Source organism: Elizabethkingia miricola (genome assembly GCF_001675285.1).
In the GTDB taxonomy this organism is placed as follows: Bacteria; Bacteroidota; Bacteroidia; order Flavobacteriales; family Weeksellaceae; genus Elizabethkingia; species Elizabethkingia miricola.
The window spans coordinates 116,084-136,894 of record NZ_LSGQ01000003.1; the positions used below are offsets into that span (position 1 = coordinate 116,084).

Consider the following 20,811-nt stretch of genomic DNA (forward strand, 5'->3'; position numbering starts at 1 on the left):
ATAATTAGACTATGGCAGGATTGACATCTTCATCAATCGGGAGAAAATTCCTTATGGCTTTATCAGCGATGTTTTTGCTGATATTCCTTATTATGCACCTTTCTGTAAACCTTATTTCGGTTTTTAGTCAGGATGCCTTTAATGAGGCGTCTCATTTTATGGGATATAACCCGCTTGTACAGTTTTTAATGCAACCTATTTTAGGGTTTGCAGTAGTGTTTCACTTTGTAATGGGCTTTATTCTTGAGGCGAAGAATAATAAAGCACGTCCGGTAAAATACGGTTACAGCAACAATGGAGCTAATGCTACATGGGTATCCAGAAATATGATTATTTCAGGAGCAGTAATTTTAGCTTTCTTGGCATTACACCTTTATGATTTTTGGATTCATGAAATGGATTTCAAATATGTAAAGCATTTGTCACCAGAGCCTACGCGTTACTGGGAAGAGCTTCATCACAAATTTGCAGATCTGTGGAGAGTAGCGCTTTATGTAGTTTCATTTGTATTACTAGGTCTTCACTTATCTCATGGATTTCAGTCTTCTTTCCAATCGGTTGGGGCTAATCATCCAAAGTATTTACCAGCAATTAAAACTATCGGAAATGTTTACGCTGTAATCATTCCTTTAGGATTTATTTTTATTGCTATCTTTCATTATGTAACTCAATAACCAATAAATATTATTATGGGTTTAGATTCTAAAATTCCAGCGGGGCCATTGGCTGACAAATGGAAAAATCATAAAGATCACATGGAACTTGTTGCGCCAAACAACAGGGACAAAATTGATATTATTGTTGTAGGAACAGGTCTTGCGGGCGGTTCTGCAGCAGCAACTTTGGCAGAACAAGGCTATAACGTAAAAGCTTTTTGTTATCAGGATTCTCCAAGAAGAGCTCACTCTATTGCAGCTCAGGGAGGTATTAACGCAGCAAAAAATTATCAGAACGATGGTGACTCTGTCTATCGTTTGTTTTATGATACTATTAAAGGTGGTGACTACCGTGCAAGAGAAGCTAACGTATATCGTTTGGCTGAGGTTTCTGGTAACATCATAGACCAGTGTGTATCTCAAGGGGTGCCATTTGGTAGAGAATATGGAGGTATGTTGGATAACCGTTCTTTTGGTGGGGTTCAGGTAAAAAGAACTTTCTATGCAAAAGGGCAAACAGGTCAGCAGCTTCTTTTAGGTGCTTACGCAGCAATGAGCCGTCAGATTGGTAAAGGTCGTATTAAAATGTACAACCGTCACGAGATGATGGAACTTGTTATTGTAGATGGAAAAGCAAGAGGTATTATCGCAAGAAACTTGGTGACTGGAGAAATCGAAAGACATTCTGCTCACGCTGTAGTTGTTGCTTCTGGTGGTTATGGTAACGTTTATTTCCTTTCTACAAATGCAATGGGATCTAACGTTTCTGCTGCATGGAAAATTCACAAAAAAGGTGCTTACTTCGCAAATCCTTGCTACGTTCAGATTCACCCTACTTGTATTCCGGTACACGGTACACAGCAGTCTAAACTGACGTTGATGTCTGAATCTCTAAGAAACTCAGGAAGAATCTGGGTTCCTAAAAAGATTGAAGATTCTATTGCGATCCGTGAAGGAAAGAAAAAAGCAAAAGATATTGCTGAAGAAGACAGAGATTACTATTTGGAGAGAAGATATCCTGCGTTCGGTAACTTAGTGCCGCGTGACGTTGCTTCACGTGCTGCTAAAGAAAGATGTGACGCTGGTTTCGGTATCGAAAATAATGATACTAAAGAAGGTGTATACTTAGATTTCTCTACAGAGATTATGAAGAAAGGTAAGGAATCTGCTACTGAGCAGAATATCCACAATCCTTCTTCTGCACAAATTTATTCTTTAGGTAAAGCTTGGGTTGAAGAGAAGTATGGTAACCTTTTCCAGATGTATGAAAAAATTACTGCGGATAATCCATATGAAACTCCAATGAAGATATATCCTGCTGTACACTATACAATGGGTGGTGTATGGGTAGATTATAACCTGATGTCTACTATTCCGGGATGTTTCGTTGTAGGTGAGGCTAACTTCTCCGATCACGGTGCAAACAGACTTGGGGCTTCTGCACTTATGCAAGGTCTTGCAGATGGTTATTTTGTGTTGCCATATACAATTGCTAATTATCTTTCTGCAGATATCAGAACCGGTGCTATACCAACGAATACACCTGAATTTGATCAAGCTGAAACAGAAATTAAAAATAAAGTTGAATTCTTCCTTACCAATAAAGGAACTCATTCTGTAGATCATTTCCATAAGCAATTAGGAAACATTATGTGGAATAAAGTTGGTATGGGACGTACAGCTCAGGGGCTTCAGGAAGCGATTAAAGAAATTGAAGAAGTAAGAAAAGATTTCTGGCAGAACGTAAGAGTTCCGGGAGATGCAGATAACCTGAATCCGGAATTAGAAAAGGCTTTCAGAGTTGCAGACTTCCTGGAACTAGGCCAGCTAATGGCAATTGATGCATTAAACAGAAATGAATCTTGTGGAGGTCACTTCCGTGAAGAGTATTCTACACCAGATGGAGAGGCTCAGCGTGATGACGTTAACTACAAATATGTTGCTGCTTGGGAATACAAAGGAGCAGATATTAACCATGAGGTAATGCATAAAGAAGATCTTGTTTACGACAATATCGAAGTTAAAACAAGAAGTTACAAATAATCTCCAACCTTAAAATAAAAGTTATGAGTGAAAAAAAAGGTCTCAATCTTACACTGAAAATTTGGAGACAAAAAAATAATAAAACAAAAGGTCAATTCGAAACCTATAAGATTTCAGATGTATCTACAGACAGTTCATTCCTTGAAATGTTAGATATTCTGAATGAAAATTTAATCAACGAAGGAAAAGACCCTATCGCTTTCGATCACGACTGTCGTGAAGGTATTTGTGGTATGTGTTCTCTATACATTAATGGTAGAGCGCATGGTCCTGATACAGGTATTACTACTTGTCAGTTGCACATGCGTCACTTCAAAGATGGTGAAACTATTCATATCGAACCATGGAGAAGTGCTGCTTTTCCAGTGATCAAAGACTTGGTAGTAGACCGTTCTGCATTTGACAGAGTAATGGCTGCCGGAGGTTTTATTTCTGTAAATACTTCAGGTAGAACAACTGATGCTAACAATATTCCAGTACCAAAAGAAGATGCTGATAAGGCAATGGATGCTGCAGCATGTATCGGATGTGGAGCTTGTGTAGCAACTTGTAAAAATGGTTCTGCAATGTTATTTGTAGGAGCTAAAGTTTCTCAGTTTGCATTATTGCCACAAGGTAGAGTTGAAGCAAAACGTAGAGTACTTCACATGGTAAAACAAATGGACGAAGAAGGATTCGGTAACTGTTCTAATACAGGAGCTTGTGAGGTTGAATGTCCAAAAGGTATCTCTTTGGAGAATATTGCAAGAATGAACAGAGAATATCTAAGTGCTAACTTTACAACAGCTAATCACTAAGATTACAATCTCTTTATAAATAAAAAAGCCGCTAATAAGCGGCTTTTTTATTTATAAACCTAATCTGTATGTTAATGTTTTAATTATTGAAATGTTAAGTTTTGTATATTTTAATTATTTAATATTCAATAATAAATATTTATTTATAAATTAGTATTACCAAATCTAAACATATGGAAAATAAAAATTTAGAGACCAAATTGAATTTTGGCGGAAAAAAATTATCCTCTAAAGAACTGAACAGTATCGTTGGAGGTGGACTTCTAGGTAATATCATTGGAGGTCTTGACAAAGAGTTGAGTAAAATCGAACAGGAACTGAAAAAGGTTCGTGACGGTATTATTGGTGGTATAGACAAAGTCATAGACGGCGTTATACCTCGTAAGCCTTAATTTCGTTTTTTACCCATTTTTAATTCAGTTCCAAGACTGGAGTTACTAAATTAAAACAGCCTTTAGCTGTTGGAGGACATGAACATCTATCATCCTCGTATAAATATAACCGCTGAATTCAGCGGTTTTTTCTTTGATAACAACGCATAATAATGTTATTTTAAATCCGGAGCTGATTGTTTTAGACAATAATGCTGTATAGAAAAACTTAATTTTAGCCTTAAAGCACATTGTGAAAATAGAAGTAAGCGTTAAATAATATTAAAAGATGACAAAATCAGGGATATATATGGAAAAAAGGTTATTTTTGCTTCTATTAAAATTTTGAGATGAAAAAACTATTATTAATAGTATTATGCACTTTATTTATAGTGTCTTGTTCAAACAAAAAGACTGTTGTTATCTCTGGTAAAGTTATTGGAGGTTCACCATTGGAAAGGATAGAAATTGTTGATATGTCAGGTGTTGCAACACTGCCTATCGCTAACTTTGGTGTAGATGCACAAGGTAATTTCTCTGATACGATCCAGATTCCTAAAAATGGTGTATATACACTTTCTTATGGAGGTAACTATGGTACCGTTTATTTAAAAGGTGGAGAGAATGTAAGACTTTCTGGTAACAGCGCGGCTGGTTTTCCAAAAGTATTTACTGTTGAAGGAGATTCAAAAAACAATGTGTTTTTACAAAAGACACAAACTTATTTAGATAATTATTTTTCTAAAATTCAGCAAGATATCATCACTCAGGATGAAACTAAATTCATCGATCAATTGAAAAAATTCAGATCAGACTTGAATAAAGAAATGGATAACCTGGCGAAATCTACAGGAGCTGACAGTGATTTAGTAAAATGGAAAAAAGATGAACTAGATGTTAACCTTCTTTCTTTCTCTGGAAAATATATAGAGCTTCACGGACAGGTTACAGGAAAACCTGATTATAAAGCATCTCAGAAGCTAAAAGATTATCAGAAAGAACTGAAAGGAGATGAAGATGCTAAAATCAAAATGTATCCTTCATACAGAGGTTATATGCTAAGTACTCTTGGTCAGGATTTCCAGGCTTATGCTATGAAAAACCAAAAGCCAGATGGTACTACAACTGAAATGTTCATTAACTATATCAAGGATAAAAAAGATTATTCTCAATTGGTTAAAGACTACCTGATTTCTTTTGTTGCCGGAATGGATATGCACCCACAACAAGCTAACTCAGAAAAATTAATGAAGTTATTAAATGATAACATTAAAGATTCTGAAGTTAAAGCAGGATTGGAGAAAGTAGAAAAAGCTGTTTACGGTCTTAAAGTTGGTACAGCTGCACCGTCAGTAGACTTTATTGATGTGAGTGGTAAAAAAGTACCTTCTTCTTCATTCAACGGAAAGCCTACATTGATCATGTTCTACGCTTCTTGGAATCCATATATTGCGGAATCTGTAGTACCAATGCTTAAGGAAGTTACTAATGCTTATAAGAGTAAAGTAAACTTTGTATTCATTGATGTGGATGATAATGCAGCTCAATTTAAGAAAACAGCTGTAGCAATGTTAAGCGGAACTGAAGGACAGAAACTATATGCAAAAGGAGGTCTTAAATCTGAAATGGCACAAAAATATGCATTATACGGATTTAAATTGCCAAGCTTTGTAATCTTAGATAAAGATGGTAAAATAGCAAGCAAGAGTTTCATGAGTATGATGGAGCCTGACTTTAAAACTGCTTTAGATAAGGTATCCGGAATTACCGGACCAGCTATTGCTCCACCACAAATGCAAATGCAGCCTGCACCCGCACCTGTGGATTCGGCAAAAGTAAAGACAGAAGCGAAAGCTAAATAATATAAGATGCAGAAAAAAAAGAAGAATGTAATTCTTGAAAATATCAAACTCCTTTCAGCCGGTGCGAAAGGAGTTTCTGTTGGTAAAACAGAGGATGGTAAAACCATTTTGGTGAGTGGGGCTGTACCTGGAGATCTGGTAAACGCCCGTATGAAAAAGTCGAAAAAGAACTATATTGAAGCTGAAGCAATAGAAATTCTGGAGGAATCTCCAGACAGAGTAGATGCGAGATGTATGCATTTCAGCGTATGTGGAGGATGTAAATGGCAGAATCTTAGTTACGAAAAGCAATTAGAGTTTAAAGAGGGTGAAGTACTGAATAACATCCGCAGAATTGGAGGTATTGACGGTTTTGAGGCATTGCCTATTCTGGGATCTGCAGAACAGTATTTTTACAGAAATAAAATGGAATTTTCTTTCTCTAACGCACGTTGGCTTACATTGGAAGAAGTAAATTCTACCGAAGAAATAGCTGACAGAAATGCGTTAGGATTTCATATTCCGGGACAGTGGAGTAAGATTCTGGACCTGAAGGAGTGCTTCCTGCAAGAAGATCCATCCAACAATATTCGTCTAGCTGTAAAAGAATATGCCGAGGAAAATAACCTTGAATTCTTTGATGTAAGAAATCAGGAAGGTTTTCTTCGTACGTTAATGATGCGTCAGAACTCTAAAGGAGAATGGATGGTTTTATTCCAGCTTTTTGAAGAGAACGAAACAGAACGTGTAAAGCTTCTTGATTACTTATTACAGAAGTTTCCACAAATCCATACATTGCTTTATGCTATTAATCCAAAAGGGAATGATAGTATCTATGATCTGGATATTCAGACCTACTACGGAGAAGGATTTTTGTATGAAGAAATGGACGGGCTTAGATTTAAAATAGGGCCAAAATCATTTTTCCAGACTAACTATAAGCAGGCTTTGGAATTGTACCGTAAGACCCTTGAGTTTGCTGATCTGAAAGGAGATGAAGTTGTATACGATCTTTATACAGGTACAGGTACTATTGCACAATATGTTGCCCGTAATGCAAAGCAAGTAATCGGTATAGAAGCGGTACAGGAGGCGATAGATGCAGCTAAAGAACATGCGGAACTGAATGGTCTTACCAATTGTACATTCTACTGTGGAGATATGAAAGATATCTTCAATCAGGAGTTTTTAGAATCTCACCCTAAAGCAGATGTTTTAATTACTGACCCTCCAAGAGACGGGATGCATGCTAAAGTTGTGGAACAGATACTTAATCTGTCGCCAGAGAAAATTGTATATGTAAGCTGTAATTCTGCAACGCAGGCCAGAGATTTGGCTATGTTAAAAGAACATTATAACTTAGTGAAGGTTTTGCCGGTAGATATGTTCCCGCAGACCCATCACGTAGAGAATATAGCACTGCTTATTAAAAAATCATGAAGTATATAAAGTTTATATTTTGCTTTGTTCCCTTGTTACTGGCTATTGTAGCCTGTAATCAGGAAGATGATATATGTACTGAGGGAGGTTCTCCTAAGATGAAAGTAAAGTTTAAAAGAGCTGCAGATGGTAAGCTTACCAGGATGGACAGCCTTACGGTCCGTATCTTATGGGGGACAGATACGCTGATGGTAGCACCAAACGTTAAAGCGGTGGATTCAGTAATGATACCTCTAAAAGTTACCGGAGATGGCTTTACAGATATTCTGGTTCAGACCAATCCAAAATCAAAAACTGATATCTCTAAAATCAAAGTAAAGTATACTGAGTCTTCAGAATATGTTTCACCAGGCTGCGGAATAAGAAAATTGTATGATAATCTTACAGTATCCCCAGTTGAAGGTCTAAATCCGGTGAAAAGTGTTGATATTAACTCTAATCAAATTCATAATGAAGTTAAGACTGTTCTATACTTTAATTTTTAGTCTTTTTATTTCCTTAAGCTTTGCGCAGGAGAAGAAAAAGATAAGCAGTGATACCCTTGCTGCTAAGAAATGGAAATATAAGCCGAATGTAATGATTGGAGTAGATGTGCTTCACCTAGGACTAATGGCTTTTACCGACCAGAAATTATTCCAGGCTTTTGCTACATCACGTATACAACCAAGGCTTCACCTGGTAGCTGATGTAGGTTATGAAAAGAATAAGTACGACAAAAACGGATATGATGTATCAGCAAAAGGATTATTCGTTAAAGCCGGAACATTATACATGCTAAGTCCGGACCCTGAAAATAAACAAAACGGATTTTATGCCGGCGGAAAGGTTGCAGCATCTTTTTATCAGCAGGAAATGAGATCAATCCCAACCAGAGGATTTCAGGGGCATGATTCTTATGCATCATTTCCGACATCATCTCAATCTGCTTACTGGCTGGAAGGAGCTATTGGGGGAAGGGTGGAACTTTTCCATTCTAACTTCTATATAGATGCGCAAGTACAGCCAAAATATATGATTTATACAACAAAACAAGAGAATATAACTCCAATGGTAATTCCGGGATTTGGAACCGATGCCAATAAGTTCAAGCTTGGCTTTATGTGGAGTATAGCTTACCTGTTTTAACATAAAAAGCCTCCTTTTCAGGAGGCTTCCAATCACTTATTACTTAAACATTTTAATCTACTCATCAATTGTGAGCTAAAACAAAATGCTTCCAAAAATAATAAAAAAAATAATATGAATTTTTTAATATTCAATATTATTTTACCAAAGTTTTTTATATGTATGAAAATTAGAAAACCCTTGTAGAAAGGGTTTAGTTCTAAATTTTATGCAAATCGCTAATAAGAGATGTCATAATTTTTTCGGTACTCAAACGAAGGTGCTGCATATCCGAATTATTTTCAATGACGTAATCTGCAAGCCGTATTTTCTTTCTTTCCGGCATTTGATTATCTATTACTTTTTCTACTTCACGATAGGTTTTTGAATCCCTGTCCATCACCCTTTTTATTCTTATACTTTCATCAGCTGTTACCAGCAAACTTTTGTCACACTGCAGGTTTAATTTCAGTTCAAAAAGTAGTGCTGTTTCTTTAAAGATAATTTCACGGGATTGCCTCTTAATCCAGTCATGAAAATCTTTATTAACGGCAGGATGAATAATTGCATTCAGTTGTTTTAGCAATTCATCATTACTGAAAACAACGGACCCAACATATTTTCGGTCATAGAGCCCATTTTCGTCATAAGCTTGTGATCCTAATAGCCGGATAATAGCTGCTTTTAGATCATCACTTTCATTCACCAGATCTTTTGCCCTTGTATCCGAATTATAAACAGGATATCCCATTTCTTCTATGAAACGAGCCACAGTTGTTTTTCCGGAACCAATACCGCCTGTAAGGCCAATGATTTTATGCATATTTATTAATATCCGAATATATCATTGAACTTATGAATTTCATCTAAGCGAGGCCCTTTTTCTGTCATTTTTAGTGTTGCTAATTCATTGTGGGCATCGTGTTCGAAGAATAGAATATATTCATTATCCACAGCCTGCTTCAGGAATTTTTCTTTTTCAGATACTGTTAAAAGGGGACGCGTATCATAACCCATTACATATACTAATGGAATATGGCCTACAGTAGGAATAAGGTCTGCTGCGAAAACAATTGTTTTTTCCTGATATTTGATCACCGGTAACATTTGTTTCTCAGTATGACCGTCCACAAAAATAATATCCATTTTAAGGTCAGGCGCAAATCCATAATTACCCGTTGTAGGTAATGGCACAAAATTAAGCTGGCCGCTTTCTTGGATAGGAAGAATGTTTTCCTTCAGGAAGCTTGCCTTCTCTCTTGGGTTGGGTTCTGTAGCCCATTCCCAATGACTTTCATTACTCCAGTATCTGGCATTTTTAAATGCAGTACGGTAGCCGCTTCTGTCATTATTCCATTCTATAGATCCTCCACAGTGATCGAAGTGCAAATGGGTAAGAAAAACATCGGTAATATCGTCTTTAACAAAGCCATATTTAGCCAAAGATTTGTCTAAAGTAGCATCTCCCCAAAGGTCGTAATGCCCAAAGAATTTATCGTCCTGCTTATTGCCAAGACCATTATCAATAAGAATAAGGTTTTTTCCGTCTTCAATCAGCAGACAACGCATACCGAGATCGATAAGATTTTTGCTGTCCGCAGGGTTTGTTTTTTGCCAGATAGATTTCGGAACAACACCAAACATAGCACCGCCGTCCAATTTGAAATTTCCGGTTTCTATAGGATATAGTTTCATAAAGAATCTTTTGGGTTAAGATAGTAATTTTTCCGGAGATGACCGGTACTTATTGATCTTTTTATACTTCCTGATCTTTGTCAGCCGCTACTTTTAGCATTTTATCTGCAATAATCAGAGCATTGTTATCACCAGAGTCCTGTAGGTTTTCGATAATCATATTAAGGTTCTTTTTATTGCGGTTCTGAGAGAGTTTGCTTTTAATGAAAATTTCGTCCGGAATAATATTCATCCCAAAGGCTCCTTTCATTTCTTTCCTTACAAAATCATCTCCCATATTCTGAACATACATTGGGCACTTCTGGTATTTCTCATATTTAGTCGTCAGCTTCTCCAGATGTTTGTAGAGCTCTTCATCGGTCATTATTTTTATTGTACCGCGAACCTGTACTGCTTCATAATTCCATGTTGAAACATTTATATGATCGTACCAGGAGGACGAAATATAGGTATGCGCGCCAAGAAAATCACACAGCACCTGATCTCCGTCTTTCAGGGCTTTAGCCTGAAAATTAGCTTTAGAAATATGGGTTTCCAGCATAAAATCTTCATTGGTACCATTCATCAAAAACATAGAATGGGTGGCAAACAGTTTTTCTTTGGAAGAAATTAGAAGACCAAAGGAATGATTACTAATAATCTCCTTTAACAATCCAAAATCCTCACTTTTATAGAGTTTAGGAATATGCATGTGTATAAGTTTTTATCTGAAACAATAGATTTTGGCAAAGTCCTTAGGAGACAATGCTGTACTATAAAGATAAGTTAATAAACTGATAAATTAAAAAAGTTCGTCCGGTCTCTTAGGCTTGGCCATATTCAGATGCTTATAGGCTTTTTCTGTTACTTCACGCCCTCTCGGAGTTCGGATAATAAAGCCTTCCTGAATAAGAAACGGTTCATAGACTTCTTCCAATGTTTCCGGATTTTCTCCAATAGAAGTCGCTAAAGCACTGATACCAACCGGGCGTGCTTTAAAGTTCTCGATCATGGTTCTCAATATCTTGTTATCCATTTCATCAAGACCATATTCATCAACTTTTAATGCATTTAGAGCAAATTTGGTAATTTCAATTTCAATATCTCCGTTACCTTTTATTTCTGCAAAATCACGTACCCTTCTCAGCAAAGCATTAGCAATTCTGGGTGTACCACGACTTCTTCTGGCAATTTCTATAGAAGCATCTTCATAGATTTTGATGCCCATAACCCTTGCGCTTCTTTGTATAATTGTAGAAAGCAATTCGATGTTATAATATTCCAGTCTGGATTGGATACCAAATCTGGCAAGTAATGGTTTTGTTAGCATACCGGAACGCGTAGTGGCGCCTACCAATGTAAAAGGGTTTAGTCCTATCTGTACCGAACGTGCATTGGGGCCGGTTTCCAGCATAATGTCTATCTTAAAATCTTCCATTGCGGAATACAGATATTCTTCGACTACGGGAGATAGTCTATGGATTTCATCAATAAACAATACATCATTCTCTTCCAGATTCGTTAATAATCCTGCAAGATTTGCGGGTTTATCCAATACCGGACCGGAAGTCAGTTTGCAGTTAACGCCAAGCTCATTGGCAATAATGTGAGCTAAGGTAGTTTTTCCTAATCCCGGCGGGCCATGTAGTAAGACATGATCCAGAGAACTGTTTCTGGATTTGGCTGCCGCAACAAAGATTTCCAGATTTTCCAATGTCTGGCGTTGCCCTGCAAAATCTCTGAAACTTTGCGGACGAATATGATCCTCCTGAAAAAGCTCATCATCGGAAAAATTCTCTTTATCGGGGTGAAGGAAGTTAGGCATAACTAAATTTGTGTAGAGTCAAATTTATAAAAAAATAAAGCGCAATCAAATTTCTATTTTTATCGTAAATTAGTGAGATGAAAATAATCGGACCTTTTAAGCAAGTAGTAACACTTGCCGACTTACCTCTACGAGGTAGTTTAAAAGATGAACAGCTGGAAATTATAGAGAACGCCGGGATATTAATTGAGTCATGTAAAATCGTTAAAGTTGACAATTTTGAAACTTTAAGAAAAGAATTTCCAAACGTTACTTTGGAAGAAACGGAAGGAGAGCAAATTGCTATGCCCGCATTTACAGACTGTCATACACATATCTGCTTTGCAGGAAATCGCGCTAATGATTTCTCTATGCGTAATGCCGGAAAAACATATCTGGAGATTGCAGAATCCGGAGGGGGGATCTGGAGTTCAGTAAAGCATACCCGTGAAGCAACGGAAGAAGAGCTGCATAAAACACTTTGCACTAGAATAGATGACCTTGTTCGTCAGGGTATTACAACAATAGAAATTAAAAGTGGTTATGGGTTAAAGCTGGATTGCGAGCTTAAAATGCTGAGAGCAATTAACCATGCTAAAGAGAAAACACCAGCGAAATTGATACCTACGTGCCTTGCAGCACATATGAAGCCTAAAGATTTCAACGGAGATTCAGAAGAATACCTTAATTATGTATTAGAATACGTCTTACCTGTGGTTCAGGAAGAACATCTTGCAGAAAGAGTAGATATATTTATTGAAAAATCTGCTTTTCAGCCGGAAGAGAGTAAGGCGTTTTTAGAAAGGGCAAAAGCAATGGGCTTTGAAATCACAGTTCATGCGGACCAATTTACGCCGGGAAGCTCGCGTGTAGCAGTAGAATGTGGTGCTAAGTCTGCGGATCATTTAGAAGCAACCTCTGATGAAGATATAGATTATTTAGCAAAATCAAATACTGTTGCAGTGGCACTTCCGGGGGCAAGTATAGGCTTAGGAGATTCTTTTGCTCCAGCCCGTAAAATACTAGATGCCGGCGGAATATTAGCTATCGCTACAGACTGGAATCCTGGCTCAGCACCAATGGGTAAGCTGGTTACACAGGCTTCGATTCTGGCAACATTCCAAAAGTTATCCACAGCAGAAGTTTTAGCGGGGATAACATTCAGATCGGCTTATGCTTTAGGCTTTGAAGACCGTGGCGTATTATCGGAAGGAAAAAGAGCGGACATGGTTTGCTATAAAACAGATAACTATCAGAATGTATTATACAGACAAGGTGCATTAGAGCCATGTGCTGTTTACATAAAAGGAGAAAAATACTAATATGGAAAGAATCTGGTCCGGCCGTTTTGATGGTGAAGACTTATTAAGCAGAAGGCTTTTTCAGGCAGTTGAAGATAAAACAGATTATAAAGAGATAATAGATAACAGCTATTTTTTACATGGCTTTGCAGTAGATGAAGGCGTGAAAAGAAATAAAGGCAGGGTAGGAGCAGCAGCGGCACCCAATGTTATCCGAAAGAATATGAGTAATTTTCCGGTGGTATCACCAAGTTTCAGACTTTTTGACTTCGGGGATATATACTGTCCGGATGAAAATCTGGAAAAAACACAACAAAGTTTGGCAGATGTTGTAGCCAGTGGATTGCTAAATAATGGTAAAAGCATTGTATTAGGCGGCGGACACGAAGTTACTTATGCACATTATTCAGGCATAAAAAAAGCTTTTCCGACTAAGAAGATTGGGATTATTAATTTTGATGCTCATTTTGATAACAGAGAACCGGAAAATAATTTAGCTTCATCCGGAACAGGGTTCTGGCAGATTGCCAATGAAGGAGAAATCCACTCTATGCATATTGGAATTCAAAGGAATAGTAATACCTTGAAATTATTCGATACTGCACACCAGTATGGGATGAAGTATATTCTTGCAGACGAGCTCTTCTTCGAAAATCTTCCTCAGTTATATCCAAGGATAGATGAATTCCTGGACGGAATAGATGTACTGTATGTTACGATATGTATGGATGTTTTCAATGCATCTATCGCACCTGGAGTAAGTGCTTCGGCCTATAACGGAATTTTTACGGATCAGGCATTTATGCTGTTATACAGACATATTTTGCGGAATAATAAATTAAAAGCTTTAGATGTTGCTGAAGTAAACCCTGTCTATGATATTCAGGACAGAACAGCACGACTGGCAGCATCTTTAGTAAATGAATGGTTAATGATATAGAAAATATATAAAACAGAAAATGCTTACAACAGAACAAATTGAGAATAAGTTGCTGGAAGCTGATAAAGCTTTTGGAGAATGGAGAAAGGTAACTTTTGAGGAAAAGCAGGAATTGTTGGCGAAAGCAGCACAGCTGCTGTTAGATAAATCCGAAGAATACGGAAAGATCATCACACGTGAGATGAATAAGCCTATTTCTCAGTCTATTGCTGAGATCGAGAAATGTGCTTTGATGATGAATTATTATGCGAAAGCAGAGAATATATTAAAGCCGGAAGAAGTAAAAACTAAATTCAATGTGTGTGAAGTTCATCATACGCCAATGGGAGTTATACTAGGTGTAATGCCATGGAATTATCCTTTCTGGCAGGTGCTTCGTTTTGCTGTTCCCGCACTACTGGCAGGAAATACAGTTGTGGTAAAACATGCTTCGATCTGTTTTGAAAGTGGGAATACGATAGAGAAGATATTAACAGAAGCAGGATTTCCTAAAGGAGTATTCCTGAATCTGGAAGCCGGACATAAAGAAATTAAGGGGATCATAGAGAACCCTGTAATACAAGGAGTAAGTCTTACCGGAAGCGAACCTGCCGGAGCATCTGTTGCTTCTATTGCAGGTACAAATATTAAGAAATCAGTTTTAGAATTGGGCGGAAGCGATGCTTTTATTATTCTTGAAGATGCTGATTTTGATAAAGCAGCAAGAGTAGGAGCAGAGTCAAGACTTCAGAATTGTGGACAGACTTGTGTAGCAGCAAAAAGATTTATTATCCATCAGAATGCTGAGAACGAATTCCTTCCTAAGTTTATTAAAGAATTCAAAAAGTATGTTCCGGGAGATCCTAACGATAAAGAAACTAAACTTTCTGCAATGGCTCGTAAAGATTTAGCCGATGATTTGGAAGCTCAATATAAAAAAGCACTGGATAATGGAGCAGAGCCAATAGTTCCGTTAGAAAGAATCTCGGATATTGTTTTTAAACCAGGATTAATGAGAGTGAATGAAGGTAATCCTATTCTGGAAGAAGAGCTTTTTGGCCCGCTAGGAATGGTATTAATAGCAAAGAGTGATGATGACTGTTTGCAACTGGCAAATAATACCAGATTTGGATTAGGGAACTCAATCTGGACAAAGAATAAAGAGAAAGCTTTCTTTTTTGCTGAAAATCTGGAATCCGGAGCTGTAGGCGTTAATGAAATGACTAAATCTATGCCTGATATGCCTTTGGGAGGTGCTAAACGTTCAGGATATGGCACAGAGCTATCCTTATTTGCACTAAAAGAATTTACAATTCCTAAAAGTATTATAGGAACACTTTAATAAAATAAAAACCGACAGTCAGCTGTCGGTTTTTTTATATAATCAGTAATCTGTCCCGGAAGTTATTTCTCCCAAAAGTCAGCATTTTTAATTCCTGCTTCTTTGGAATTAAAATACATGTTTCCTGCTTTCTTTTTAAGCTTATAGTCTTTCCATACTTTTAGGGTAACATTTCCCAGTAAGAGAATGGCAATAATATTTACCCATGCCATTAACCCTACGCCAAGATCTCCCAGTGCCCATGCAATTTTTGCTTCCTTAACAGTTCCGAAGTATGCCGCAAACAAGAAGACAACTCTTAAAATCCAGATGTATGTTTTTTTATTGCCGGACTTAACCAGATAAGAAATATTGGTCTCCGCATAATAGTAATAGGCCATAATAGTGGTAAAGGCAAAGAAGAATAAAGCAAAAGCAACAAACTGCTTACCAATACCAGGGAAAACATGGGAGACTGCAGCCTGTGTAAAGCCTGTATAGTCAATTCCCGGAATATTTTGCACCAAATATGTATCGTTCGGTCCTAATACGTTATACTGCCCTGTAAACAGGATAATAAATGCCGTTGCAGAACATACAAATAGTGTATCTATATAAACTGAAAATGCCTGAACAAGACCTTGCTGAGCAGGATGTTTTACTTCCGCAGCTGCCGCAGCATGTGGTGCAGTTCCCTGACCAGCCTCGTTGGAATAAATTCCTCTTTTTACTCCCCAGGCTATAGCCATCCCGAAGATCCCGCTAAAGGTTGCGTTCATATTGAATGCAGAACTGAAAATCAGTTTTAAAACAGAAGGAACTTCTTTAATGTTGAGAACAATAATAATGACCGCCATTAGAATATAAATTCCTGCCATAAACGGAACTACAAATTCGGCTGTTTTTCCAAGTCTTTTTATACCCCCAAATATAATCAGTGCCAAAAGGACAATAATCACAATTCCGATATAGTTTACCGGCAGTTCTCCAACCAGGGGGAAATTATAATGTTCTGTTCCTATAGAAAAAGAATTGTTTACAGCTGAAGCAATACTGTTACTCTGTACACCCGGAAGCAATAGACCAGTACTGATAATGGTAAGAACAGCGAATAATACTGCATACCATTTTACTCCAAGACCTTTTTCTATATAATAAGCGGCTCCGCCACGATATTCACCATTAGATTCCTGTTTGTACAACTGCCCCAGTGTAGCTTCTACGAAGGCGGATGCAGAGCCGAGGAATGCAATCAGCCACATCCAGAATACAGCACCCGGTCCTCCCATAGCTATAGCTGTGGCAACTCCGACAATATTTCCGGTACCTACACGTCCTGAAATGGCTAATGAAAATGCCTGGAATGATGAAATTCCTTTATCAGATTCGTTTTTACTGAAGAGAAGTTTCACCATATCTTTCAGATAGGTAACCTGAAGAAATCCTGTTCGGATAGAAAAATAAAGACCGGTAATTAAGCAGAGATAGATGAGAGCATCGGACCATACAAGGTCGCTAAAAGAATGAATAATTTTGTCCATGTATTAATTTGTCCTAATATACAATTATTTGGTGATGGACTAAAAACGAAAAAATCCCTGTCTGCTGACAGGGATTGTATATAAAAGGATAGGTCTTCTTAGATTGTCGTTAAACGAAGTGTGTTTGTTTTTCCACCTTCGTGAACCGGCATCGCGTTAAGGTTAACTACAAAATCTCCTTGCTCTACAAGGCCATAGTTCCAGGTAAGCATATTAACCTGAATAACGGTTTCATCAGTAGATTTTTTCATGTCATAGAAGAATGCTCTTACACCCCAAAGAAGGTTTAGCATTGTAAGAACACGCTTGTTAGAACTGAATACTACAATGTGAGAATTCGGTCTGTGAGATGAAATCTGAAATGCTGTATAACCAGAATAGGTAAGTGTTACGATCGCTTTAGCATCTGTTTTCTCAGCAATTCTTACAGCTGAATAACAAACAGAATCTGTAATGAAACGGTCGTCTACACAGTTAATCTTTTCTATAGGCTCATTTCTTGTACTGTACATCTGAGTATTCTCGATGTTGCTTACAATCTTAGCCATCGTTTTTACAACGTCTACAGGGTATTTACCCACAGATGTTTCTCCAGATAACATTACCGCATCTGCTCCGTCTAATACAGAGTTTGCAACGTCATTTACCTCGGCTCTTGTAGGAGTCATGCTGTTGATCATTGTTTCCATCATCTGGGTTGCAACGATTACAGGCTTAGAATACTTTCTTGCTTTTTCAGCTAGCTTCTTCTGAATTAACGGAACTTCTTCCATAGGAACCTCTACACCAAGGTCTCCACGTGCCACCATTATACCGTCGCATTCAGCAAGAATTTCGTCGATATTTTTCACACCTTCAGGCTTTTCAATCTTAGCAATAATAGGTGTACGGAATAATTTTCCGTTCGGGTGGTTAGAAATAAGTTCTTTCAGATCTATGATATCCTGTGCATGACGTACAAATGAAAGTGCGATCCAGTCGAATTCATTATCTAAGATAAAGTTAGCGTCCTGAATATCTTTTTCAGTCAATGCAGGAAGAGATATCTGGGTATTAGGAAGGTTTACCCCTTTCTTTGAACTTAGAGGGCCTCCTTGTATTGTTTTTGCTTTAACAGTGTCTTTACCATTAGTGTCGATAACTTCTAAAACAAGCTTTCCGTCGTCGATAAGGATTCTTTCTCCTACTTTTACATCTAACGGGAATCTTTCATATGTCATGTACACTTTTGTAGAGTCACCTTCTACTTTTTCATTTGTGAAGGTAAGTACGTCTCCAGGATTCAGGTAAGAACCCTCTTTTACAACACCTACACGAAGCTTTGGTCCTTGAAGGTCTCCTAAAATAGAAGTAGAGAAACCATATTCAGCATTAATCTCACGAATAAGGTTAATGTTTTGTTTTACCAGATCGTAATCAGCATGTGAAAAGTTAATTCTGATAACATCTGCTCCGGCTTGTACCATGCGCAGGATTGTCTCTTTATTGGAGGATGCAGGCCCAAGGGTTGCAATAATTTTAGTTTTCTTTAGATATTCACTCATTTTCTTGAATATATTGGTATATTAATTCTTCAGGTTGAATTTGATATTCCTGAATTGGAAAGATCACATTTTCAGGAAACAAAATTAAGGAAAAATCGGGAAACGAATCCTGAGTTTTTATTAAGAAATCGACATCTTGGTGTTCTTCCAGCAGATAATGTATCTCCTGCAAACCCTCGAAGAGGTTAGACGGCGTGTTTTCTTCCTTTTTGAAGGATTTATTAGCTATTATCTGATAACAGTTTTTTTCACCTTTATCATAACCCTGCATGGACAAGAATTCATATTCTGTTAATCCGTTTTGGGTGATAAAGTCTTCTGTTCTGTGAAATTGGAATTCGTTACAACGATTAATGTCAAAAAAAAACTGATGATATGAAACAGGTTTCGTCAAGCGGATAAGCCCGACGGTTATAGCTTCGTCATCATCAAAATCAAGGCGTATTTTTTTTACTTTCGCCATTAATGTTTTCTTTTTTTTGCAATGCGTAGTAAGCCCGCTGTGCAGCTTTTTCCTCAGCTTTTTTCTTGGAAGCTTCGGATGCATTGGAAATTTGTCTGTCCTCCATCCATACGCTGCTACGGAAATGAACAGTCTTGTTGACATAGTTCTCTTCAGTAGTTTCGAAACGAAGGTGAATTTTTTGCTTTTGACCCCACTCCAGTAATAATCCTTTGTAGCTGATAATCTTATTTTCCAGATTAAGGATGTCCTGTTTAGTCAGAAGCTGGCCCAGAATTATTTCTCTGCATTTATCATAGTCTATGTCCTGATAAATAGCGCCAACTAATGCTTCGAAAAGATTACCGTGGATATTTTCACTCAAAGTGGTATTCTCTTCTTTGTTTTGTAAAAATCTGGTAAGCTCCAGACGCTCTCCCAGCGCATTCAAATTTTTACGGTTTACCACTTTAGATTTCATCTGTGTAAGGAAACCTTCATTGGCATTAGGATATTCATGAAAAATGTGACAGGAAACAATACTTCCTAATACAGCATCCCCCAGATATTCTAATCTTTCGTAGTTGAAGGCTTCTTTTGTGGTGTTCGGAGATTTTAAAGTGAAGGCTTCTTTGAATAATCTAAGGTCATTCACTTTGTAGCCCACCAGTCTGTTAATGGCGGCTTTAAAATTTTTATCTTTATCGGATAAAGTTTTGGTTCGTTTTTTTAAAAGATTGGAAAAATAGCTTTTAATCTCCATTAAATCTTTTTGAATAAAACGCAGGCATTATGCCCTCCAAATCCAAAAGTGTTGCTCATTGCAATATTCACTTCCTTCTTCACTGCTGTGTTGAAAGTAAAGTTAAGTCTGCTGTCCAGTCTCTCATCATCTGTGAAATGATTGATCGTTGGAGGAACAATTCCGTGGATAATAGTGCCTAAAGCTGCTATAGATTCTATAACTCCGGCTGCACCTAATAAATGCCCCGTCATAGACTTAGTAGAATTGATCTGAATATCAAATGCGTGTTCACCTAATAATTTAGCAATTGCCTGAGATTCCGCAATGTCTCCTAATGGAGTAGAAGTACCATGCATGTTGATGTGGTCTACTTCATCAGTAGTAACTCCGGCATCGTCCAGACATCTTTTCATTACTAAATAAGCACCTAATCCTTCCGGATGTGGAGCTGTCATGTGGTGAGCATCTGCACTAAGACCTCCGCCCAGTAGTTCGGCATAAATTGTAGCGCCTCTTTTTACAGCGTGTTCGTATTCTTCAAGAATGATACATCCTGCTCCTTCACCCAGTACAAAACCATCTCTGTCTTTGTCGAATGGACGGGAAGCTGTTTTAGGATCGTCATTTCTTGTTGAAAGCGCATGCATAGCATTGAAGCCACCTACACCACTAGCTGTTACAGCTGCTTCAGATCCTCCGCAAACAATAACATCCGCTTTGCCTAGCTGAATAAGCATTTTAGCATCAATAATTGCATTGGCAGAAGAAGCACAAGCTGAAACTGTAGTATAGTTAGGACCATGGAATCCAAATTCTATAGAAATATTCCCCGGCGTAATGTCGGCGATCATTTTAGGAATAAAGAAAGGATTGAATCTTGGGATACTATTTGAAGCAGCATACCCTAAAACTTCAGTTTCAAAAGTTTCAAGTCCGCCAATTCCGGATCCCCAGATAACACCTACACGGTCTTTGTCTACATTGTCCTCAATAATACGGCTGTGAGCAATCGCCTCACGTGCAACAACCTGCCCTAATTGCGAGTTACGGTCCATTTTTTTAGCCTCCTTCTTATCGAAGTGGTTTAATGGATCGAAGTTTTTAACCTCACAGGCAAATTGAGTTTTAAAATTAGTGGAATCAAAAAGAGTAATCGGCGCTGCTCCACTTGTGCCTTTTACAAGGCTCTCCCAGTACTCATTTGCATTATTTCCTATCGGTGTAAGGGCCCCGAAGCCAGTTACTACTACTCTCTTTAATTCCATAAA

20 protein-coding genes are annotated in these 20,811 nt (G+C 37.6%); 11 read left to right on the forward strand and 9 right to left on the reverse strand.

Translation table 11 applies throughout. The features are described 5' to 3' along the window. The first annotated feature begins 11 nt into the window (after window positions 1-11). The 8 genes from ATE49_RS03340 to ATE49_RS03380 all read left to right on the forward strand — a co-directional run bounded on the left by ATE49_RS03340 (window position 12) and on the right by ATE49_RS03380 (window position 8,273). Entirely contained in the window at window positions 12-674 is a 663-nt protein-coding gene (locus ATE49_RS03340; RefSeq protein WP_034867904.1) for a succinate dehydrogenase cytochrome b subunit, read from the forward strand. Between the two features lie 15 nt (window positions 675-689). Further along, the gene (locus ATE49_RS03345) at window positions 690-2,699 is read left to right on the forward strand and encodes a fumarate reductase/succinate dehydrogenase flavoprotein subunit (protein ID WP_045182284.1); all 2,010 of its coding nucleotides are present in this window, start codon (window positions 690-692) and stop codon (window positions 2,697-2,699) included. Window positions 2,700-2,722: 23 nt separating this feature from the next. Then, window positions 2,723-3,496: a succinate dehydrogenase/fumarate reductase iron-sulfur subunit gene (locus tag ATE49_RS03350; protein WP_034867900.1), complete on the forward strand. Its 774-nt coding sequence runs from the start codon at window positions 2,723-2,725 to the stop codon at window positions 3,494-3,496. 173 nt (window positions 3,497-3,669) lie between these two features. Continuing rightward, on the forward strand, window positions 3,670-3,888 hold the full coding sequence (locus tag ATE49_RS03355) for a hypothetical protein (RefSeq protein ID WP_034867898.1): 219 nt from the start codon (window positions 3,670-3,672) through the stop codon (window positions 3,886-3,888). Between the two features lie 329 nt (window positions 3,889-4,217). Then, complete coding sequence (locus ATE49_RS03365; protein ID WP_059156731.1) at window positions 4,218-5,729, forward strand: TlpA family protein disulfide reductase; 1,512 nt, start codon at window positions 4,218-4,220, stop codon at window positions 5,727-5,729. A 6-nt stretch (window positions 5,730-5,735) separates the two neighbouring features. After that, on the forward strand, window positions 5,736-7,148 hold the full coding sequence (gene rlmD, locus ATE49_RS03370) for a 23S rRNA (uracil(1939)-C(5))-methyltransferase RlmD (RefSeq protein ID WP_065081087.1): 1,413 nt from the start codon (window positions 5,736-5,738) through the stop codon (window positions 7,146-7,148). After that, window positions 7,145-7,633 (forward strand): DUF6452 family protein, encoded by a 489-nt coding sequence (locus tag ATE49_RS03375; RefSeq protein ID WP_065081088.1) that lies wholly within the window; start codon window positions 7,145-7,147, stop codon window positions 7,631-7,633. Before rlmD ends, ATE49_RS03375 begins: the two co-directional genes overlap by 4 nt. Continuing rightward, window positions 7,599-8,273 (forward strand): DUF6048 family protein, encoded by a 675-nt coding sequence (locus ATE49_RS03380; protein ID WP_065081089.1) that lies wholly within the window; start codon window positions 7,599-7,601, stop codon window positions 8,271-8,273. The genes ATE49_RS03375 and ATE49_RS03380 overlap by 35 nt, the downstream gene beginning before the upstream one ends. Window positions 8,274-8,472: 199 nt before the next feature. On the opposite strand, the gene coaE is transcribed toward ATE49_RS03380, so the two are convergent. From coaE to ruvB, 4 genes are all read right to left on the reverse strand, one after another. After that, entirely contained in the window at window positions 8,473-9,075 is a 603-nt protein-coding gene (gene coaE / locus ATE49_RS03385; RefSeq protein WP_065081090.1) for a dephospho-CoA kinase, read from the reverse strand. 5 nt (window positions 9,076-9,080) lie between these two features. Beyond that, a complete protein-coding gene (locus ATE49_RS03390; RefSeq protein ID WP_045182272.1) occupies window positions 9,081-9,947 on the reverse strand; it encodes an MBL fold metallo-hydrolase in 867 nt (288 codons plus the stop codon). A gap of 61 nt (window positions 9,948-10,008) precedes the next feature. Beyond that, a complete protein-coding gene (locus ATE49_RS03395) occupies window positions 10,009-10,638 on the reverse strand; it encodes an FMN-binding negative transcriptional regulator (protein ID WP_065081091.1) in 630 nt (209 codons plus the stop codon). Window positions 10,639-10,728: 90 nt separating this feature from the next. Then, on the reverse strand, window positions 10,729-11,751 hold the full coding sequence (gene ruvB / locus ATE49_RS03400) for a Holliday junction branch migration DNA helicase RuvB (RefSeq protein ID WP_059343509.1): 1,023 nt from the start codon (window positions 11,749-11,751) through the stop codon (window positions 10,729-10,731). Window positions 11,752-11,828: 77 nt separating this feature from the next. On the opposite strand from ruvB, the gene hutI reads away from it, so the two are divergent. Genes hutI through ATE49_RS03415 form a run of 3 tightly spaced genes read left to right on the forward strand, consistent with a single transcriptional unit; the run spans window position 11,829 to window position 15,292 of the window. Beyond that, window positions 11,829-13,052 carry an imidazolonepropionase gene (gene hutI / locus ATE49_RS03405; protein WP_065081092.1) on the forward strand — a complete coding sequence of 408 codons (1,224 nt, stop codon included), beginning with the start codon at window positions 11,829-11,831 and terminating at the stop codon, window positions 13,050-13,052. Window position 13,053: 1 nt separating this feature from the next. After that, the gene (hutG, locus tag ATE49_RS03410) at window positions 13,054-13,971 is read left to right on the forward strand and encodes a formimidoylglutamase (RefSeq protein ID WP_065081093.1); all 918 of its coding nucleotides are present in this window, start codon (window positions 13,054-13,056) and stop codon (window positions 13,969-13,971) included. A 19-nt stretch (window positions 13,972-13,990) separates the two neighbouring features. Beyond that, on the forward strand, window positions 13,991-15,292 hold the full coding sequence (locus ATE49_RS03415) for an aldehyde dehydrogenase family protein (RefSeq protein ID WP_065081094.1): 1,302 nt from the start codon (window positions 13,991-13,993) through the stop codon (window positions 15,290-15,292). A gap of 62 nt (window positions 15,293-15,354) precedes the next feature. On the opposite strand, the gene ATE49_RS03420 is transcribed toward ATE49_RS03415, so the two are convergent. The 5 genes from ATE49_RS03420 to fabF form a co-directional block, all read right to left on the reverse strand. After that, a complete protein-coding gene (locus tag ATE49_RS03420; RefSeq protein WP_065081095.1) occupies window positions 15,355-16,812 on the reverse strand; it encodes an alanine/glycine:cation symporter family protein in 1,458 nt (485 codons plus the stop codon). A 98-nt stretch (window positions 16,813-16,910) separates the two neighbouring features. Then, window positions 16,911-18,356 carry a pyruvate kinase gene (pyk, locus tag ATE49_RS03425; protein WP_034867875.1) on the reverse strand — a complete coding sequence of 482 codons (1,446 nt, stop codon included), beginning with the start codon at window positions 18,354-18,356 and terminating at the stop codon, window positions 16,911-16,913. Continuing rightward, entirely contained in the window at window positions 18,349-18,819 is a 471-nt protein-coding gene (locus tag ATE49_RS03430; RefSeq protein ID WP_009085607.1) for an IPExxxVDY family protein, read from the reverse strand. The genes pyk and ATE49_RS03430 overlap by 8 nt, the downstream gene beginning before the upstream one ends. Continuing rightward, on the reverse strand, window positions 18,791-19,561 hold the full coding sequence (locus tag ATE49_RS03435) for a ribonuclease III family protein (protein ID WP_034867872.1): 771 nt from the start codon (window positions 19,559-19,561) through the stop codon (window positions 18,791-18,793). The genes ATE49_RS03430 and ATE49_RS03435 overlap by 29 nt, the downstream gene beginning before the upstream one ends. Then, window positions 19,561-20,808, reverse strand: coding sequence for a beta-ketoacyl-ACP synthase II (gene fabF, locus ATE49_RS03440; RefSeq protein ID WP_034867870.1), 1,248 nt, complete (start codon window positions 20,806-20,808; stop codon window positions 19,561-19,563). Before fabF ends, ATE49_RS03435 begins: the two co-directional genes overlap by 1 nt. Window positions 20,809-20,811 lie beyond the last annotated feature (3 nt).

Bases quoted from the DNA above. Each gene is read 5' to 3' on its own strand.
- ATE49_RS03340 (WP_034867904.1), top strand. From the start codon at position 12: ATGGCAGGATTGACATCTTCATCAATCGGGAGAAAATTCCTTATGGCT.
- ATE49_RS03345 (WP_045182284.1), top strand. From the start codon at position 690: ATGGGTTTAGATTCTAAAATTCCAGCGGGGCCATTGGCTGACAAATGG.
- ATE49_RS03350 (WP_034867900.1), top strand. From the start codon at position 2,723: ATGAGTGAAAAAAAAGGTCTCAATCTTACACTGAAAATTTGGAGACAA.
- ATE49_RS03355 (WP_034867898.1), top strand. From the start codon at position 3,670: ATGGAAAATAAAAATTTAGAGACCAAATTGAATTTTGGCGGAAAAAAA.
- ATE49_RS03365 (WP_059156731.1), top strand. From the start codon at position 4,218: ATGAAAAAACTATTATTAATAGTATTATGCACTTTATTTATAGTGTCT.
- rlmD (WP_065081087.1), top strand. From the start codon at position 5,736: ATGCAGAAAAAAAAGAAGAATGTAATTCTTGAAAATATCAAACTCCTT.
- ATE49_RS03375 (WP_065081088.1), top strand. From the start codon at position 7,145: ATGAAGTATATAAAGTTTATATTTTGCTTTGTTCCCTTGTTACTGGCT.
- ATE49_RS03380 (WP_065081089.1), top strand. From the start codon at position 7,599: ATGAAGTTAAGACTGTTCTATACTTTAATTTTTAGTCTTTTTATTTCC.
- coaE (WP_065081090.1), bottom strand. From the start codon at position 9,075: ATGCATAAAATCATTGGCCTTACAGGCGGTATTGGTTCCGGAAAAACA.
- ATE49_RS03390 (WP_045182272.1), bottom strand. From the start codon at position 9,947: ATGAAACTATATCCTATAGAAACCGGAAATTTCAAATTGGACGGCGGT.
- ATE49_RS03395 (WP_065081091.1), bottom strand. From the start codon at position 10,638: ATGCATATTCCTAAACTCTATAAAAGTGAGGATTTTGGATTGTTAAAG.
- ruvB (WP_059343509.1), bottom strand. From the start codon at position 11,751: ATGCCTAACTTCCTTCACCCCGATAAAGAGAATTTTTCCGATGATGAG.
- hutI (WP_065081092.1), top strand. From the start codon at position 11,829: ATGAAAATAATCGGACCTTTTAAGCAAGTAGTAACACTTGCCGACTTA.
- hutG (WP_065081093.1), top strand. From the start codon at position 13,054: ATGGAAAGAATCTGGTCCGGCCGTTTTGATGGTGAAGACTTATTAAGC.
- ATE49_RS03415 (WP_065081094.1), top strand. From the start codon at position 13,991: ATGCTTACAACAGAACAAATTGAGAATAAGTTGCTGGAAGCTGATAAA.
- ATE49_RS03420 (WP_065081095.1), bottom strand. From the start codon at position 16,812: ATGGACAAAATTATTCATTCTTTTAGCGACCTTGTATGGTCCGATGCT.
- pyk (WP_034867875.1), bottom strand. From the start codon at position 18,356: ATGAGTGAATATCTAAAGAAAACTAAAATTATTGCAACCCTTGGGCCT.
- ATE49_RS03430 (WP_009085607.1), bottom strand. From the start codon at position 18,819: ATGGCGAAAGTAAAAAAAATACGCCTTGATTTTGATGATGACGAAGCT.
- ATE49_RS03435 (WP_034867872.1), bottom strand. From the start codon at position 19,561: ATGGAGATTAAAAGCTATTTTTCCAATCTTTTAAAAAAACGAACCAAA.
- fabF (WP_034867870.1), bottom strand. From the start codon at position 20,808: ATGGAATTAAAGAGAGTAGTAGTAACTGGCTTCGGGGCCCTTACACCG.